Annotated in this window: 14 protein-coding genes and 1 tRNA gene; all 15 read left to right on the top strand. The window is 39.5% G+C overall.

The window, feature by feature from the left end; translation table 11 throughout:
- Positions 1–1,344, top strand: coding sequence for a 30S ribosomal protein S12 methylthiotransferase RimO (gene rimO / locus VIK44_RS09115; RefSeq protein WP_331553576.1), 1,344 nt, complete (start codon positions 1–3; stop codon positions 1,342–1,344).
- Positions 1,328–1,867, top strand: coding sequence for a CDP-diacylglycerol--glycerol-3-phosphate 3-phosphatidyltransferase (pgsA, locus tag VIK44_RS09110; protein WP_331553574.1), 540 nt, complete (start codon positions 1,328–1,330; stop codon positions 1,865–1,867). Before rimO ends, pgsA begins: the two co-directional genes overlap by 17 nt.
- Positions 1,868–1,933: 66 nt before the next feature.
- Positions 1,934–3,175, top strand: coding sequence for a competence/damage-inducible protein A (locus tag VIK44_RS09105; protein ID WP_331553572.1), 1,242 nt, complete (start codon positions 1,934–1,936; stop codon positions 3,173–3,175).
- Between the two features lie 56 nt (positions 3,176–3,231).
- A complete protein-coding gene (recA, locus tag VIK44_RS09100) occupies positions 3,232–4,326 on the top strand; it encodes a recombinase RecA (RefSeq protein WP_414637070.1) in 1,095 nt (364 codons plus the stop codon).
- A gap of 174 nt (positions 4,327–4,500) precedes the next feature.
- Positions 4,501–6,054 (top strand): ribonuclease Y, encoded by a 1,554-nt coding sequence (gene rny / locus VIK44_RS09095; protein ID WP_414637069.1) that lies wholly within the window; start codon positions 4,501–4,503, stop codon positions 6,052–6,054.
- 50 nt (positions 6,055–6,104) lie between these two features.
- Positions 6,105–6,893 carry a TIGR00282 family metallophosphoesterase gene (locus VIK44_RS09090; protein ID WP_331553571.1) on the top strand — a complete coding sequence of 263 codons (789 nt, stop codon included), beginning with the start codon at positions 6,105–6,107 and terminating at the stop codon, positions 6,891–6,893.
- The gene (locus VIK44_RS09085) at positions 6,890–8,101 is read left to right on the top strand and encodes a pyridoxal phosphate-dependent aminotransferase (protein WP_331553569.1); all 1,212 of its coding nucleotides are present in this window, start codon (positions 6,890–6,892) and stop codon (positions 8,099–8,101) included. Before VIK44_RS09090 ends, VIK44_RS09085 begins: the two co-directional genes overlap by 4 nt.
- Before the next feature lie 145 nt (positions 8,102–8,246).
- Complete coding sequence (gene purB / locus VIK44_RS09080) at positions 8,247–9,680, top strand: adenylosuccinate lyase (RefSeq protein WP_331553568.1); 1,434 nt, start codon at positions 8,247–8,249, stop codon at positions 9,678–9,680.
- A 53-nt stretch (positions 9,681–9,733) separates the two neighbouring features.
- Positions 9,734–9,809: transfer RNA gene (locus VIK44_RS09075), tRNA-Trp, on the top strand.
- Between the two features lie 485 nt (positions 9,810–10,294).
- A complete protein-coding gene (locus VIK44_RS09070) occupies positions 10,295–11,656 on the top strand; it encodes a citrate/2-methylcitrate synthase (protein ID WP_331553567.1) in 1,362 nt (453 codons plus the stop codon).
- 472 nt (positions 11,657–12,128) lie between these two features.
- Positions 12,129–13,910: an indolepyruvate ferredoxin oxidoreductase subunit alpha gene (gene iorA, locus VIK44_RS09065; protein ID WP_331553566.1), complete on the top strand. Its 1,782-nt coding sequence runs from the start codon at positions 12,129–12,131 to the stop codon at positions 13,908–13,910.
- Complete coding sequence (locus VIK44_RS09060; protein WP_331553565.1) at positions 13,911–14,483, top strand: indolepyruvate oxidoreductase subunit beta; 573 nt, start codon at positions 13,911–13,913, stop codon at positions 14,481–14,483.
- Between the two features lies 1 nt (position 14,484).
- The gene (locus VIK44_RS09055; RefSeq protein ID WP_331553564.1) at positions 14,485–14,760 is read left to right on the top strand and encodes a cysteine-rich small domain-containing protein; all 276 of its coding nucleotides are present in this window, start codon (positions 14,485–14,487) and stop codon (positions 14,758–14,760) included.
- A 23-nt stretch (positions 14,761–14,783) separates the two neighbouring features.
- Positions 14,784–15,392, top strand: a complete 609-nt coding sequence (plsY, locus tag VIK44_RS09050) for a glycerol-3-phosphate 1-O-acyltransferase PlsY (RefSeq protein ID WP_331553563.1) — start codon at positions 14,784–14,786, stop codon at positions 15,390–15,392.
- A gap of 226 nt (positions 15,393–15,618) precedes the next feature.
- Positions 15,619–17,626, top strand: a 2,008-nt coding sequence (locus tag VIK44_RS09045) for an adenosylcobalamin-dependent ribonucleoside-diphosphate reductase (protein WP_331553561.1), incomplete at its 3' end; no start/stop codon positions are given.

The raw sequence follows: 17,626 nt of genomic DNA, 5'->3' as shown, positions 1-17,626 counted from the left end.
ATGAAAAATAAAACCATTCATGTGACAACATTAGGCTGTGATAAAAATACCATTGATTCGCAACTCATGTTGGGGCTTATCCAGGAAAAGAACTACAGCATTCAAGAAGATCCTCAAAAAGCGGAAATTATTATTGTCAACACCTGTTGTTTTATTCAGGAAGCCAAAGAGCAATCCATTGATTATGTTCTTGAATATGCAGAATATAAAAAAAGCGGGCTTTGTAAAATTTTGATTGTGGCCGGCTGTATGGCAGAACGCTACCATACAGAATTAAACGAAGAAATTCATGAAATTGATGGATTTTTAGGCGTCGGTCATTTTGATGATATCATTGATCTTTTGAATAATTTTGAAGGCTCTGATCATACTAAATACATGGGTGACTTGGACAAAGAGTGTATTTCTGACGTCAAACGTTATATCCCAGAGGGGTCTGTCACTGCTTTTCTAAGAATCAGCGAAGGATGTGACCATGGCTGTACCTATTGTATTATTCCGAAGATCAGAGGAAAGTATCGGAGTCGAAAGATTCAGGATATTTTCAATGAATTAACCTACCTGCAGGAAAAAGGTATCAAAGAAGTTATCTTAATTGGCCAGGATATCGCACCTTATGGTGCAGATCTCAATGAAGGGTTTGATTTACCCGGTTTACTGGAAAAAATAGCAAAAGAGACTCACTTTGAGTGGATTCGAATGATGTATTTGTATCCGGAGGGAATTACACCTGCATTACTGGGTGTTGTCAGGTCATATGACAGTATCTGCAACTATTTCGATATCCCGCTGCAACACACCGTTGATGATATCCTGAAACGAATGGGAAGAAAAATGTCGTTGCAAAAAATAAAGGACATCACCACTTTAATCCGGGATGCTATTCCTGATGCGGTTTTGAGAACTTCCATTATCACAGGTTTTCCAGGAGAAACCGACTCAGACCACTTAGCATTACTGGAAGCCATAAAAGAATTGAAATTTGACCATTTAGGAGCATTTAAATATTCTCAGGAAGAAGATACCCCGGCGGCATCTTTTGATGACCAAATTTCAGAAGATATCAAAGATGCGAGATTTAAAGAGATCATGATGATCCAGCAGGCAATTTCTCTTGAAAAAAATCAACAGCACCTGGGACAAGTTTTAAAGGTTCTCATTGAAGAGTTTGATGAGGAGTCTTATATGGGTCGATGTTACGGAGATGCCCCTGAAATCGACGGCTCAGTCATTGTGGATAGTAAGGGAGCCTCACTTACTATCGGAAATTTTTATCCGGTAAAGATTGTTAATGCACTCGAATATGATTTGATAGGAGATATTGAAAATGAATTTACCAAATAAAATTACGGTTCTTAGAATGCTGATGATTCCTTTTTTCATTGCCGCTTTATTAATTGATTTTCCATTTCATCAACCCATTGCTGCGGCACTTTTTATTATTGCCGCATTAACGGACAGTCTTGATGGTTACCTGGCACGGAGTCGAAACCTGGTAACAGATTTCGGGAAGTTCATGGATCCGTTAGCGGATAAGCTGTTGGTGTGTTCTGCACTCATATGCTTTGTCGAGTTGGGGTCGGTCCCGGCCTGGATCGTTATTATCATCATTGCCAGAGAATTTGCCATTACAGGGCTTCGAACCCTGGCCGCATCAGACGGTATTGTGATTTCAGCCAGTAAATGGGGAAAAGCAAAAACAATGTCACAGATGATTGCCATCGTGATTATTCTGTTTAACAACTGGCCATTCGCTTTAATTAATTTTCCTGCTGATATGATTATGATTTATATAGCACTAGTCTTAACCATTTTTTCCGGCGTTGATTATTTTATCATTAATAAAAAAGTATTCCGTTCAATGTAGTTGGTCGTGAAAATAAGTTGATAAACAAGATATTACAATGAAAACCTCTTTGAAAGGAATCAAACAATGAAATGTGAAATCATATCAGTTGGAACCGAGCTATTAGTCGGGGATACTCTTAATACCAATGCTCAGTATTTATCGAGGGAGCTCTCTTTACTGGGGATCCGGGTTATTTATCATACCACCGTTGGGGATAATCCCAAACGATTGGAAGATGTTATAAAAATCGCCTTGGAGCGAAGCAATTTGGTGATCACAACGGGTGGTCTTGGACCAACCCAGGATGATTTAACAAAAGAAGTGGTTGCAGATCTTTTCGGAAAAGAATTAATTCAGGATGAAAAGGTTAAAGAAGATTTACTGCAGTATTTTGCAAATCGGGAATTTGTGATGACTGATAATAATCTCAAACAAACCTTTATTCCGGAAGCGGCTGAAATACTCCATAACCCAGGGGGGACGGCACCGGGAATAATGATTAAAGAACAGGGAAAAACAATTATTTTGCTTCCGGGCCCACCGAGAGAAATGATGGGTATTTTTGAAGGAGCTGTTTTAAAATTAATTAAAAAAGACCGGAACAAGCTGGTTGTTTCCAGATATTATAATTTATCTGACATCGGAGAATCAGCCGCCGAAGATCGATTACTGGACCTTATTGATGTTCAGGAAAATCCAACCATTGCCACCTATGCAAAAATGGGAGAAGTGCTGATTCGGATTACCGCCAATGGCAATGATGAAAAAGTGATCAATGGGTTATTGGATAAGTATGAAGCGATCATGATTGAGCGTTTCGGTGAGAATATCTTTACATTTTCCAGAGATTCCCTGAGTGAAGCAGTTGGAAAATTATTAATTGAAAAAAATGTGACCATTGCCACTGCAGAATCCTGTACGGGTGGCTTAATCGCATCGCAATTGACTGAAATATCCGGAATTTCAAAAGTCTTCGGCATGGGGATTGTATCATACTCAAATGAAGCAAAACAAAAGATTCTTCATGTTAGTGAGAATACGCTTTTAAAATTTGGTGCTGTCAGTCCCGAAACCGCCCGGGAAATGTGCGACAACCTTCAGAAAATATCCGGGGCGGACCTGGCAGTCTCTGTTACCGGCATTGCCGGACCTGAAGGAGGATCCGAAGAAAAACCGGTCGGCCTGGTTTATATAGGGCTGAATTATAAAGGAAATACAAAAGTAACCCAGTGGCATTTTAAAGGTGATCGAAAAATAGTTCAGCAAAAAACAGCAACTAAAGTATTTCATCTTATTCGAAAGTCTGTTGTTGACAAAGGTGAGTAAGTTAACTATAATAGAGGTAGAACGAATGTTCTTAATAACGAATAGGATGGTTGCAAATGGCTGAAAAAATAAAAACAAATGAGAAATTGACTGATAAAGAAAAAGCACTGGATGCTGCCCTGAAAAATATTGAACGAAGTTTTGGAAAAGGTGCGGTCATGCGCCTGGGAGACGAAGGAACAAAACTTGATATTGATTTCATATCGACATCTTCCATCGGCCTTGATATTGCCCTTGGTATTGGCGGGGTTCCCCGAGGACGTGTTATAGAAATCTTTGGACCTGAATCTTCAGGTAAAACAACCATTGCCCTTCATATTATTGCTGAAGCTCAAAAGATGGGTGGGAATGCAGCTTTTGTCGATGCTGAGCATGCTCTGGATCCGATTTATGCCAAAGCTCTGGGTGTTGATATTGACAATCTTCTGGTTGCGCAACCGGATACCGGCGAACAGGCATTGGAAATTGTCGAAGCATTGGTAAGAAGTAATGCCATTGATGTCATCGTTATTGATTCCGTGGCTGCCTTGGTGCCACGGGCAGAAATTGACGGTGAAATGGGGGATTCCCATGTCGGACTCCAGGCACGATTAATGTCACAGGCATTAAGAAAACTGGCAGGCGTTATTAAAAAATCAAATACTTCGACGATCTTTATTAACCAGTTAAGAGAAAAAATTGGGGTGATGTATGGAAATCCGGAAACAACTTCAGGAGGACGTGCACTAAAATTCTATTCTTCGGTAAGAATTGATGTTCGCCGAATTGAAACTCTTAAAAAAGGTACAGAAATGGTCGGGAATCGAACCCGGGCAAAAATTGTCAAAAACAAAATCGCATCACCTTTTAAACAGGCTGAATTTGATATTATGTATGGCAAAGGTATTTCAAGAGAGGGTGATCTTCTTGATGTTGGGGTTATTTTTGAAATTGTGGATAAATCAGGTTCATGGTTCTCTTACATGGAACAGCGTTTAGGACAGGGAAGAGATAATTCAAAAGAATTTTTAATGGCCAATCCCGAGGTAGCAGATGCCATCGAAAAAGAAATTCGAGCAAAAAATGCTTTGGATAAGATTGAAAGTCAGCCAGAGGAAAAAATCAAAGAAGACATCGACCAAAACGAAGCTGAAGGAATGAATGTTCTTTAAAACGAAATAAGTAACGAAAATCCAAAAAGAATCTCTATTATGGGGTTCTTTTCGGGTTAATCTTAAAAATATAATGGAAGTATGGGCGTTGTTTCTTGACACTAATTTTAAAAAAGTATAAAATAGAGATTATGATGAGTATAATAAAGAATTGACTATGAATTTTATAGGGAGGTGAAAATTATAGGCACACAAACAATTATCATATTTATTGGAATTATTGGAATTGTATTAGCTTTTGTTGTCGGATATCTTATTCGAAAGAATATTGCCGAAGGCAAAATTAATAATGCTGAACTAAAAGCAAGTACGATTGTCAAAGATGCAGCAAAAGAAGGCGAAACTTTAAAAAAGGAAATTCTATTTAATGCTAAGGAGGAATCCCTGGTTTTAAAAGAAACCATTGAAAAAGATAACCGAGAACGTCGAGCCGAACTTCAGAAAATGGAGAATCGACTGGTTCAAAAAGAAGAGAATCTTGAAAAAAAATTGACAAACCTGGAGCGTAATGAAGAAGCCCTGGGCAAAAAAGGAAAAGATTTAGAGAAGAAAAAAGAAACACTTGAGGAGTTAGTCGACGAACAAGTGAAAGAGCTTGAACGTATATCCGGTATGACTTATGACGAAGCAAAAACAATTTTGCTTGACGATGTCAGCAAAGAAACACGTCGTGAAGCTGCGATTATGATTCGCCAAATTGAGGTGGAATCAAAAGCCGTTGCTGATAAAAAAGCGAAAGAGTTAATTGCACAGTCCATACAACGCTGTGCTGCAGACCATGTAGCAGAACATACCATTACCGTAGTAAACTTACCAAACGATGAAATGAAGGGCCGTATTATCGGACGTGAAGGTCGAAATATTCGAACCTTGGAAACACTCACCGGGATTGACCTTATTATTGATGACACACCGGAAGCAGTTATTCTTTCCGGTTTTGATCCAATACGTCGAGAGGTTGCCAGACTATCCCTTGAAAAACTAATCATTGATGGCCGGATTCATCCTGCCAGAATTGAAGAGATGGTAAAAAAATCTCAAAAAGAAGTTGAAGCCCAGATCAAGGAAGTTGGAGAACAGGCCTGTTTTGATACAGGTATTCACGGGTTGCACCCTGAAATAATAAAATTGCTTGGTCGATTGAAATATCGAACAAGTTATGGACAAAATGTACTCAAGCATTCCATTGAGGTTTCACATTTGGCCGGGATCATGGCCGCTGAGCTTGATGGAAACATTAAAGTTGCAAAAAGAGCGGGTTTATTACATGATATTGGAAAAGCCATTGACCATGAGGTTGAAGGTCCACATGTTGAAATTGGGGTAAATCTACTAAAAAAATATAAAGAAAACAAAAACATCATTCACGCTGTAGAAGCTCATCATGGTGACGTTGAAGCGAAAACGATGGAAGCGGTACTGGTGCAATCAGCAGATGCCATTTCAGCAGCAAGACCGGGGGCCAGAAGAGAAACACTGGTTTCCTATATCCAGCGACTGCAAGAACTTGAAACCATTGCAATGTCATTTGATGGTGTAGAAAAATGCTATGCTATTCAGGCCGGACGAGAAGTAAGAATTATGGTTAAACCAAATGAAGTTGACGATGATGGAATGATCTTATTATCACGAGATATTGCTAAAAAGATTGAAGCCGAAATGGAATATCCTGGAAACATCAAGGTAAATCTGATTCGAGAAACAAGAGCAAGTGACTACGCAAAATAAGGGGAGTTTATCTCCTCTTTTTTTTACTAATTAATAAAAAAGGAAAGAAAATGAAAATATTAATACTCGGTGACGTCTATGGACGACCTGGACGAAATATTCTTCAAGAACAACTTTCAAATATAATAAATCAATACAATATTGATTTTACAATTGTTAACGGTGAGAATGCTTCTGGGGGCAATGGTCTAACTGTAAAAAATGCCAAGGAATTATTGTCTTTACCCATCGATGCCATTACCATGGGAAATCATGTTTGGCAGCAAAAAGAATTGTTGGATGCCATTGATGACTATCCTCAAATTATCCGTCCCCTTAATTATACTGACCCATGTCCGGGGAAAGGGTTTCAAATTTTTCAGCATCAACATAAAAAAATCGGTATTATTAATTTGTCCGGTCAAATATTTATGCCAAATTTAGGGTGTCCCTTTAATTTAATGAAATCCCTCATGAATGAAATTAAAAATTCTGCAGATATTATTATTATTGATTTCCATGCCGAAGCAACCTCTGAAAAAATTGCCTTTGGTTATTATATGGATGGTTTTGCGACAGCGGTTTATGGAACCCATACCCATGTTCAAACTGCGGATGAACGGATTTTATCAAAAGGAACGGCTTATATTACCGATATTGGAATGACCGGGCCTTTAGATGGCGTTATTGGTGTTGATCAGGAAGTTATTATTGAGAGTATGTTGACGAAACGTCCTAAACGTTTTGTAACAGCAAAAGGAAACGTTCAAATCAATGGTATTATTTTAGAAATAAGTGAGTCTGATAACAAGGTTACAGACATTACGCGATTTTATGAAACTTATGAGGTTAAATCATGATGGAAAACAGAATGAAATCTATGATATCCGACAGGGTTAAAAACAGTAAGGATTCTTTAACATTAAGTCTGGCAGAAAAAGCTAAGACATTAAGAGATGCAGGTGAATCTGTTATCAGTTTTGGCACCGGAGAACCTGATTTTACAACCCCTGGCTATATTTGCGATGGCGCAAAAAAAGCCATCGATGCAGGGTATACAAAATATGACGCCGTTGCCGGTGTTTTAGCATTGCGAAAGGCCATTTCAAAAAAACTCAGAGATGACAACGGACTTGATTATCCACCGGAAAATATTATTGTCAATAGCGGGGCAAAATCCAGCATATCAGTGGCTCTTCAAGCCATCCTTAATCCCGGGGATGAGGTCATTATACCCAGACCATATTGGGTGAGTTATACCGAAATAATTCGATTTGCCGGAGGTGTACCGGTTATTGCCGAAACCCAAAAAGAGGATAATTTTAAACTAACGCCAGATGAACTTATATATGCCATCACACCAAAAACAAAAGCAATTATTTTAAATACACCAGTGAATCCAACCGGTGTTATTTATACCTTAGATGAGCTGTTGGCACTTTCCGAGGTTCTGGTAAGAAATAAAATTTTAGTAATTTCAGATGAAATCTATGAAGAATTTGTTTATGACAATCATAAACACATCAGTATTGCATCTCTGAATAGAGAAATAAAGAATCAGACCATTCTTGTAAATGGTTTTTCTAAAACCTATGCCATGACAGGCTGGCGGTTGGGATATGCTGCGGCAAACGCTGAAATAATTATGGGAATGACGCGGGTTCAGGGTCATACCATTTCACATCCATCCACTATTTCACAACATGCCGGAATTACTGCCCTTGAGGAAAAATCCAATACCGTTGATAATATAATTAGGATGTTTGATGAACGCCGCCTGGCAATGATTGAATACCTGAATAAGATCCCGGAATTAGATTACATTTATCCTGAGAGTACCTTCTATATTTTTGTTGATATTTCAAATATTTTAAATAATCGGAAAAATATTATTAACCCTGATACGAGTTTTGGGTTTTCTGAAAAACTGCTGGAAGTAGCCAAAGTGATTGTGATCCCGGGGGAAGCCTTTGGGATGCCGAATTACATTCGTCTTTCATTCGCAACTTCGCTTGAAGATATCGATGAAGGTTTTCGTCGAATAACCCAATTCATTGAACGTTACTAAAATCTGAATAGGCATTTGCGAAAGGTCTGTGAGCTTCGCTGTCTAGTTTACATGAAACAATCTTGTAAACTGACATCAAAGCAATTAACTGTTGTGTTTTTGAATTTCGCAATTAATTATAAAATCTAAGAAAAGAGAAAAATTAATGAAAGAATATTATGAGAATCCCTTAATTGAACGTTATTCCTCAAAGGAAATCCTGAAAATATTTTCAGCTGATAATAAGTTTCAGACATGGCGTAAGCTTTGGGTGGCTCTGGCAGAAGCTGAAAAAGAGTTGGACCTACATATAACAGATGAACAAATTAATGAGCTGAAATCAAAAATATTTGATATTGATTATGAACTGGCTGCACGAAAAGAAAAAGAGCTGCGACATGACGTCATGGCTCATGTCCATACCTATGGAGCACAGTGCCCTAAAGCAAAGGGGATTATCCATCTTGGGGCTACCAGTGCCTATGTCGGAGATAATACAGATGTGATTGTTTATACCCAGGGATTACTGCATATTCAAAAACTTTTAATCAATCTGATTAATCATTTATCAAATTTCGCATTACAGCACAAGGATTTACCTACGTTAGGCTTTACCCATTTTCAACCGGCACAGCTCACAACGGTTGGGAAAAGAGCTTGCTTATGGATCCAGGATTTATTAATGGATTTAACTGATCTTAATCATGTCATTGACCATATTAAACTTCTGGGCGTTAAGGGTACTACAGGTACCCAGGCAAGTTTTATGGAGCTTTTCGATGGGGATCAGGAAAAAGTGAAACGTATTGACCAACTGGTGGCAGAGAAAATGGGATTCAAGAAAACCTTTGCTGTCACCGGCCAAACTTACCCGCGAAAATTTGATGCCCACGTATTAAATGTTTTAAGTGGCATTGCTCAAAGTTTGAGTAAATTCGCAACAGACATTCGTCTGCTTCAAAGCCTTAAGGAAGTGGAAGAACCCTTTGAAAAAACTCAAATTGGCTCATCCGCCATGGCCTATAAAAGAAATCCAATGCGGACTGAGCGTATTTGCTCATTAGCCCGCCATATCATCATTAATTCACTGAATCCCGCCATAACCGCAGCAACCCAGTGGTTCGAACGCACACTGGACGATTCAGCAAATAAACGGATCAGTATTCCCGAAGGTTTCCTGGCAGCCGATGCCATTATCATGATTGCCATTAACGTTTCAGAAAACCTGGTTGTTTATCCTAAAGTGATTCTTCAGCACATTAATGCGGAACTTCCTTTTATGGTAACAGAAAACATTATTATGGAAGGTGTCAAACGCGGCGGCGACCGTCAGGAACTCCATGAAAAAATCAGAGTCCTGTCAATGGAAGCCGGGAATACGGTTAAGGTTGAAGGAAAACCCAATGATTTAATTGAACGAATATTAAAGGATGGCACCTTTAATTTAGCAGCGAAGGATGTTGATGCCTTGCTTGACCCCTCACTTTATGTGGGGAGAGCACCTCAGCAGGTCACCGACTTTATTAATGAGGAAGTCAATCCCATCCTTAAAGACAATGAAAATATTCTGAATCTTAACAAAACTGATTTAAAAGTATAAAAAGCCCTTGACTTTTTCCTCAAAAAATCATATACTGCTACTGTTGCTGACGCAGGGGTATAGCTCAGCTGGTAGAGCAGCGGTCTCCAAAACCGCGTGCCTGAGGTTCAAATCCTCATACCCCTGCCAATTTAATTAATAAATTATAAACCCAGAAACCTGGTAATACCAATGGTTTCTGGTTTTTTTTGCCTGAAATAGTCCGAATAAAGGTTGAAAAAACTTTGAAAATTTGAAACTCTTCTTTCTGATTTCTAGGCTCACCCACCTGTTTTCAAATGGTTGGTCAAAAAAATGCCAGGATTTAGCGGGACTATCAAAAAAGAGAAATTAAATTATTTAAGAGAAGTATTATTAATAATGCAAGAAATCACAGTTAAACTTTCAAAAAATATTTCTTATAATTATAAAATCGCCATTTTCAGTTGCTAATTAACTATTATTAATCAAAAATACCGCTAAAAAGAACTTTATTATAAACAAGATGACAGTTTATAAAAAAAACTTTCAAATAGATAAAAAAAAATAACGAAATATCTTTATAAAATAGGCCGTTTAAGGTATAATGAAGAGAAATACAAAATACCATTAAATAAGAATTTGGAGGATGGACAATGAATCGAATGTTTTCGGAAATTACCCCTGAAATTATTGCCTATAGCGAATTATGTACTAAAAATAGCACCATTGAAACAGAACTTTACAAAAAATTTAAGGTTAACCGAGGTTTGCGTGATTTAGAGGGGAATGGTGTTCTCACCGGATTAACGGAAATTTCAGAAATTCAAGCGTTCACCTTTGAAAATGGTGTTAAAATCGGAAAAGAAGGTAAGTTATTCTATCGCGGGATTAACATTGAGAATCTCGTGAATGGATTTGTAAAAGAAAAACGCTTTGGATTTGAAGAAGTCACCTATCTGCTGCTTTTTGGAGATCTTCCAGATCGCAAAGAACTCACCGATTTTACAAATATTCTCGGAAAATACCGAAGTTTACCGACGACCTTTGTACGTGATATCATTATGAAAGCACCGAGCTCAGACATGATGAACACACTTGCCCGAAGTGTTCTTACCTTATACTCATATGATGATAATGCCAGTGATGTTTCGATCCCTAACGTTTTAAGACAATGTTTAGAACTCATTGCCTTGTTTCCACTTTTGGCTGTTTATGGTTATCAGGCTTATAAACATTATAATGATGGACAAAGTCTGTATATCCATACACCACAGCCCGAACTTTCAACCGCAGAAAACATCTTGCATATCCTGCGCCCGGATAGTCAGTACACAGAGCTTGAAGCTCGAATTCTGGATATTGCTTTGGTGCTTCATGCTGAACATGGCGGCGGTAACAACTCAACCTTTACCGCTCATGTGGTATCATCCTCAGGTACGGATACCTATTCTGTGATTGCAGCTTCACTGGGTTCACTTAAGGGGCCGAAACATGGCGGCGCCAATATTAAGGTTGTTCAAATGTTTGATGATATGAAGGCTACCCTTGATGATTGGACAGACGAAGAACAGGTAAGGAAATATTTGGTGGATCTGCTCCATAAAAGAGCCTTTGATAAGGCGGGTTTAATCTATGGAATGGGGCATGCCGTTTACTCTGTTTCCGATCCCCGAGCAGAAGTCTTTAAAGGCTTTGTAAAAAGTCTTTCAGAAGAAAAAGGTCTCCATGAAGAGTTTGAACTATATTCCATGGTGGAACGTTTAGCTCCGGAGGTTATTGGCGAAGAACGTAAAATTTATAAAGGTGTTAGCGCCAATGTCGATTTTTTCAGTGGCTTTGTTTATAATATGTTAGGTTTACCATTGCAATTATTTACGCCGATTTTTGCCATGGCCCGTATTTCAGGGTGGAGTGCACATCGTTTGGAAGAGCTCATTAACGCCGGTAAGATTATTCGTCCTGCTTATAAAAATGTGTGCGAACGATCTGAATATATCCCATTAGAAGAAAGATAACAGTATCAAAAAGCCTTTAAATGGGCTTTTTTTTTTGATTTAGACCAATTAAGGTGATGGTGGCTTTTCTTTGTTGGCTCTGACATACTGACTTTTTTATATTAAGCAAAACAGTCGATTAGGCTCTTTATTGAAATTGTTTCTTTAAAAACAGTACTGCTTAGGGTATAATGATACATACGTAAAATTGAGAGGTCAAAACGATCAGAAATTTTGAAGACTTAACGCGAGTAAAAAATGTGGGCCTAAGTCCAAGACTTGTTGTTGCGGCTGAAGCTGATACACTCAAAGCTGTTTCAGATGAAAAAAAAAAGCATTTGATTAGGGCTATCTTAATTGGCAGCTACAGTTCCCATTGTACTGACATCACGGTCGGATTTTTATCAGAATAAATTAAACTCCATTGCTTTGGGTACCTACATTGCAACCCAGGGAAAGACATTATAATGCCAGAGAGGATCAAAAATTAAAAATGAAGAAATTATTAACAGGAAATGAAGCGATCGCACGTGGTGCCTGGGAAGCTGGCGTAAAATTCGCCACGGCCTATCCCGGAACCCCCAGTACTGAAATACTGGAAAATGTGGCGACCTACAGTGAAATTGTATCGGAATGGGCACCCAATGAAAAAGTCGCCTTGGAAGCTGCGGCTGGTGCCTCTATTGGCGGAATCCGAACCCTTTGTGCCATGAAACACGTTGGCGTGAATGTGGCCACCGACCCGCTTTTCACCTTTGCCTATCTCGGGGTTAATGGTGGTGCAGTATTAGTCTCTGCTGACGAACCGGGAATGCATTCTTCACAAAATGAACAGGATAATCGGAATTACGCCAGACATGCCAAGGTTTGTATGTTTGAACCCTCGGATAGCCAGGAAACAAAGGATATGATAAAAGAAGCTTATGCTGTCAGTGAAGAATATGATATGCCGGTTCTTTTTCGAATGACCACCAGGGTGTGTCACTCTAAATCCATCGTTGAATGTCAGGAGCGTGTGGAAGTACCAGACAAGCCCTATGAAAAAAACATTCGAAAATACTGTCCATTGCCGGCCTTTGCAAAAGGGATGCAGATAAAACTTGCTGATAATTTTAAACGTTTGGAACTTTATTCAAATAACTCACCTTTTAATTTTATTGAAGATAATGGTTCAGACATTGGGGTTATTGGTTCCGGGGTTGCCTATCGATATGCCAAAGAAGTCTTTGGCAATAAAGTATCATACATGAAAATCGGGTTTAGTTACCCTCTGCCGTTGGAAAAGATTTCAGATTTTTCTAAGGGTAAGAAGACCCTGTATATTTTCGAAGAAAACGATCCAATTATGGAAAAGGAAATTAAAGCAGCAGGGATTCATTGTATCGGGAAAGAAATGCTTCCCTCCATGGGTGAGCTTACTCCGGATCGGATACGAAAAGCGCTGTTTGGAGAAACCATTCCTACCATTCAGCCAAATCCTGAAATGGTGTTGCCACGGCCACCGGCTCTTTGTGCCGGATGCCCTCACCGGGGAATATTCTACGATTTAGGCAAGCGTAAAGACATTATGATCTTTAGTGATATTGGATGTTACTCTCTGGGGCTTATGCCACCATACAATGCCACAGATGCTATGATCTGCATGGGTGCCAGCATCAGCGCCGGTCATGGGGTCCAAAAAGCCTTTGATATTAAAGGCGACACCAGTAAAAAAGTGGTTTCCATTTTAGGAGATTCAACCTTTTTTCATTCTGGAATTACAAGCCTCATGGATGTTACCTATAACAAAAGTAACACCCTGACCATTATCCTGGACAACCGGATTACCGGCATGACCGGACATCAGCAAAACCCCGGTACCGGTTATGATCTTAAAGGTGAAGCCTCGCCGGAGCTTGATATTAAAGCGATTGTTTCTGCCTGTGGTGTGACGAATGTTAAGACCATTGATCCCAATAACCTCCAGGAGGTTAAAGATGCCATTAACTGGGGGTTGGAAACCGATGGCCCGGCAGTTGTAATTACCCGATGGCCCTGTGTTCTGAAAAAATTATCAAGCCAGGATAAGGCTGAGTTTCCAACGGCCTTTAAGAAGATTTGTACCGTTAATGTTGAAACTTGCGTCGGATGTAAAAAATGCCTGAAATCAGGATGTCCGGCATTGGCCTTTGACAGAGTGAATAAAAAATCAGGAATTCTAAATGAGCTCTGTGTCGGCTGCGGAATTTGCCTGCAAATTTGTCCAAAGCAAGCTATTCACACGGAGGTGAGATAAATGAAAACAAAAAATATTGTATTAGTCGGTGTTGGCGGTCAGGGAACCATTCTGGCAGCCAAGCTTTTAACCATTGGTTTGATGGAAGCCGGATACGACGTAAAAATGAGTGAAATCCATGGCATGAGCCAACGTGGGGGATCGGTATCTTCGCTGGTACGCTATGGCGATGATGTCCAATCCCCGGTGATTGAAATCGGCACCGCTGACATTGTGGTTGCTTTTGAAAAAATGGAAGCTCTGCGGTCCCTGGAATACCTGAAACCAGCAGGGAAAATCATTGTCAATGACACTGAGATTTATCCCTTGTCGGTTATTATCGGAGCCAATGCCTACCCTGAAGGAATCCTTGCAGAAATCGAAAACAAGGCAAGTTGTCGGGTCATGACAGCTACTGAAATGGCAGAGACCTTAGGGAACAAAAAGGTGATGAACGTCATTCTTTTAGGGTCTGTTGTGAAATCTATGGGTCTCATGGATATTGACTGGGAAAAGATTATCCGGGATAATGTGAAAAAGAAATTTGTTGAACTTAACATAAAAGCCCTGAATGCAGGAATGGACGCTGTTTAAAATGAAAGCGGATAGTGAAAATTTCAAATTTTTCCAGCATCGTGCTTGTGAATATTTCCCTTGTCATAAGGTGAAAGATTGTGAAAACTTTAGTTGTCTTTTTTGTTATTGTCCTTTGTATGCATTGGGAAAAGACTGTGGCGGCAATTTTGTTTACACTGAAAAAGGCGTCAAAAATTGCACTCACTGTGAGTATCCCCATCAAAGAGAAAATTATGATGAGGTAGTGGAAAAAGTTATGATACTCATTAATCGTGTCAAAGAAGATTCAAATTAAATGATTTTGAAAGAGGTGGGAAAATGGATATTTTAATCGGATTTATTTTTGTAGTTGTTGCTTATTTGATTGGAAACCTTGATTTTGCTTATATTATTGTTAAATTTTTTAAACATGAGGATGTGCGGGATTACGGCAGCGGAAATGCCGGTACCGCAAATGTGCTTCGAGTCATGGGAAAAAATTATGCAATACCGGTTTTTCTTCTGGATGCACTTAAAGGCGCGCTGGTCATAATTGCCGGGAGATGGCTTGGTCTTGATTCTGTTTTTATTATTTGCGGCGGGATCGCGGTTGTGGCAGGGCATAACTGGCCAGTATTTCTCCAATTTCGAGGAGGAAAAGGAGTTGCCACATCACTGGGGGTTTTTCTTACCTATGACTGGCAAGTTACTTCCATTGCTATTGTGATTGCAATCATCGTTTTGATTGTCTGGAGAATGATTTCACTGACATCGCTTGTTGGAGCATTCGTGCTTCCGATTACTGCCATTGCTTTAAGCCGGTCCATTTTAGAAATCATTTTTGCTTTCATCCTCTTCTTCTTTTGTTTTTGGCAGCACCGATTAAACATTGGCCGGATTATTCAAGGCAGAGAAACTAAGATTGGGCAAAAAGTTAAAATGAAATAAAAAAAATCGGAGCGAAGAATAGGCTTCGATGAACAAATAGGTAGAAAACAATTATGGAAAAGGCTCTTTACAGAGCCTTTTCTTTGTGGTTGAGGGAAAAAGATCAGAAAAAAAGAAAAAACACACAAAATAAAATACAAAAAAATACATTGCTCAGCACCATATATAGGAATATACTGATAAAGCATCGCTAGATGATGTATTTTACTAAAGGAGAAATAAATAATTGAAACAATTGAATCAACTCTTTAAACGGATCTTTACAAAGGAATTAGAAAACACAGAAAAGACGGTATATGATCTTTTCAACTGGCAAACGGTCGATGTTATCCTAAAAAATTATCAAACAGGGGAAACTATTTTTGAAATGAAGGATCTGGAATTTCCCGAAGAATATTCTCAGAATGCCTGTAATATTATAGCTACAAAATATTTCAGACGCAAAGGGATCCCAAATAATCTTGGCTATGAACATAGTATGCGTGAAATTGCTGATCGTCTTGTGGGCTTCTGGACCGATGCTCTTAAAGAAGAAGGGCTTATTGAAACCCAGGAAGAATGGCAAATTTATTATGATGAGCTGGTTTATGCTTTCTTGAAACAAATGTGGGCCCCTAATTCACCACAATGGTTTAACACCGGCCTTATGCGAAACTATCAGATCAGCGGATCAAAGGATGATCTTTACTACTATGATGAAAAATCCGGCCAGGTTTTAGAATCCGAGGATCGATATTCAAGAACCCAGGCAAGTGCCTGTTTTATATTGTCCATTCAGGATCGATTGCTTGGAGATCATTCTATTTCCGAGCAGTATGTCAGTGAAACAAAGTTGTTTAAGGGCGGATCAGGGGTTGGAACAAATTTCTCAAACCTTCGCGGTGTTAACGAAGGACTCACCAGTGGCGGACAATCCTCGGGAATGATAAGCTTTCTTTTAGGTCTGGATCGTAATGCCGGTGCCATTAAATCCGGAGGTACTACTCGCCGGGCAGCTAAAATGGTGATTGTTGATATTGATCACCCGGAAATAGAAACGTTTATTAACTGGAAGTCAAAAGAAGAACAGAAGGTCAGAGATCTTGGGAAAATGGGTTATGATTTATCCATGGATGGTGATGCATATCAAACGGTGAGTGGACAGAATGGCAATAATTCGGTTCGGCTAAACGCTGATTTTATGAAAGCCGTTCTTAACTTAAAAAATGAACCGGATCATCAGATAACATTAAAAGGTCGTGTTGACAGCAGCGTTGATCGGGAAGTTCCAGTGAAGACGTTATGGAAAAGTCTGAATACCGCAACCTGGGAATGTGCAGATCCCGGCATTCAGTTTGATGATTTATTTAATGCGTGGCACACTTGCCCCGGCGGAGAAAATGGTGTGGTAGGCGAAAAGGGAAACCGGATCAATGCAACCAATCCCTGTTCTGAATATGCCTTCCTGGATGACACCGCCTGCAATCTGGCATCGATAAATGTTTTCCGGTTTTATAACCCCGATGACAAAAGTTTTAGAACCGAGGAATATGTTCATTTAGTGGGATTGATCCAGTGCACCTTGGAAGCTTCCATTTATCAGGGACAGTTTCCGACCAAAGACGTTGCCAGAAAAAGTTATTTATTCAGAACAACGGGTCTGGGTATTGCCAATGCAGCATCTTTGCTACTGGCATTAGGATACCCCTATGATTCACCGGAGAGCCGAACCCTGATTGCAGGGATAACCGGTTTGATGACGGGGGTCTCTTATTACGTTTCCGGATTAATGGCAGAAAAAGTTGGCGCATTTCCAATGTATGCCGTAAATGAATCACATATGAAGAAAGTCATTCGAAATCATAGCCGGGTTGCCGGCGCAAGAACCGATGGCTATGAAGAACTTCATTATGAACCATTAAAAATTAATCATCCACTCCTGAAAAAAATGGGCTTTAATGAAATCAGCCTTCAGCTTAAAGAAGCATGGCAACTCGCTGAGGAAGCCGGGGAAGCCTACGGTTACCGCAATGCCCAGGTATCGGCAATAGCTCCCACCGGCACTATTTCTTTTGCGATGGATTGCGGCGCAACCTCAGTGGAACCTTTTTATAATCATGTGGTTTTCAAAAGACTCATTGGCGGGGGTTCCATGGAAATGGTGAATCCGGTCATGGAAATTGCCCTGGAAAATTTGGGCTACAGATCACAGGAAATCAGTGATATCCTGACTTACATGATTGAAAAAGACGATA

Origin of the sequence: Acetobacterium sp. (assembly GCF_036508315.1) — a bacterium.
Lineage (GTDB): Bacteria > Bacillota > Clostridia > Eubacteriales > Eubacteriaceae > Acetobacterium.
The sequence above is the reverse complement of the archived record's forward strand: the minus strand, read 5'-3'. Positions and strand labels throughout refer to the sequence as shown.

Coding starts and splice junctions, on each gene's coding strand:
- rimO (WP_331553576.1), top strand. CDS start 1: ATGAAAAATAAAACCATTCATGTGACAACATTAGGCTGTGATAAAAAT.
- pgsA (WP_331553574.1), top strand. CDS start 1,328: ATGAATTTACCAAATAAAATTACGGTTCTTAGAATGCTGATGATTCCT.
- VIK44_RS09105 (WP_331553572.1), top strand. CDS start 1,934: ATGAAATGTGAAATCATATCAGTTGGAACCGAGCTATTAGTCGGGGAT.
- recA (WP_414637070.1), top strand. CDS start 3,232: ATGGCTGAAAAAATAAAAACAAATGAGAAATTGACTGATAAAGAAAAA.
- VIK44_RS09090 (WP_331553571.1), top strand. CDS start 6,105: ATGAAAATATTAATACTCGGTGACGTCTATGGACGACCTGGACGAAAT.
- VIK44_RS09085 (WP_331553569.1), top strand. CDS start 6,890: ATGATGGAAAACAGAATGAAATCTATGATATCCGACAGGGTTAAAAAC.
- purB (WP_331553568.1), top strand. CDS start 8,247: ATGAAAGAATATTATGAGAATCCCTTAATTGAACGTTATTCCTCAAAG.
- VIK44_RS09070 (WP_331553567.1), top strand. CDS start 10,295: ATGAATCGAATGTTTTCGGAAATTACCCCTGAAATTATTGCCTATAGC.
- iorA (WP_331553566.1), top strand. CDS start 12,129: ATGAAGAAATTATTAACAGGAAATGAAGCGATCGCACGTGGTGCCTGG.
- VIK44_RS09060 (WP_331553565.1), top strand. CDS start 13,911: ATGAAAACAAAAAATATTGTATTAGTCGGTGTTGGCGGTCAGGGAACC.
- VIK44_RS09055 (WP_331553564.1), top strand. CDS start 14,485: ATGAAAGCGGATAGTGAAAATTTCAAATTTTTCCAGCATCGTGCTTGT.
- plsY (WP_331553563.1), top strand. CDS start 14,784: ATGGATATTTTAATCGGATTTATTTTTGTAGTTGTTGCTTATTTGATT.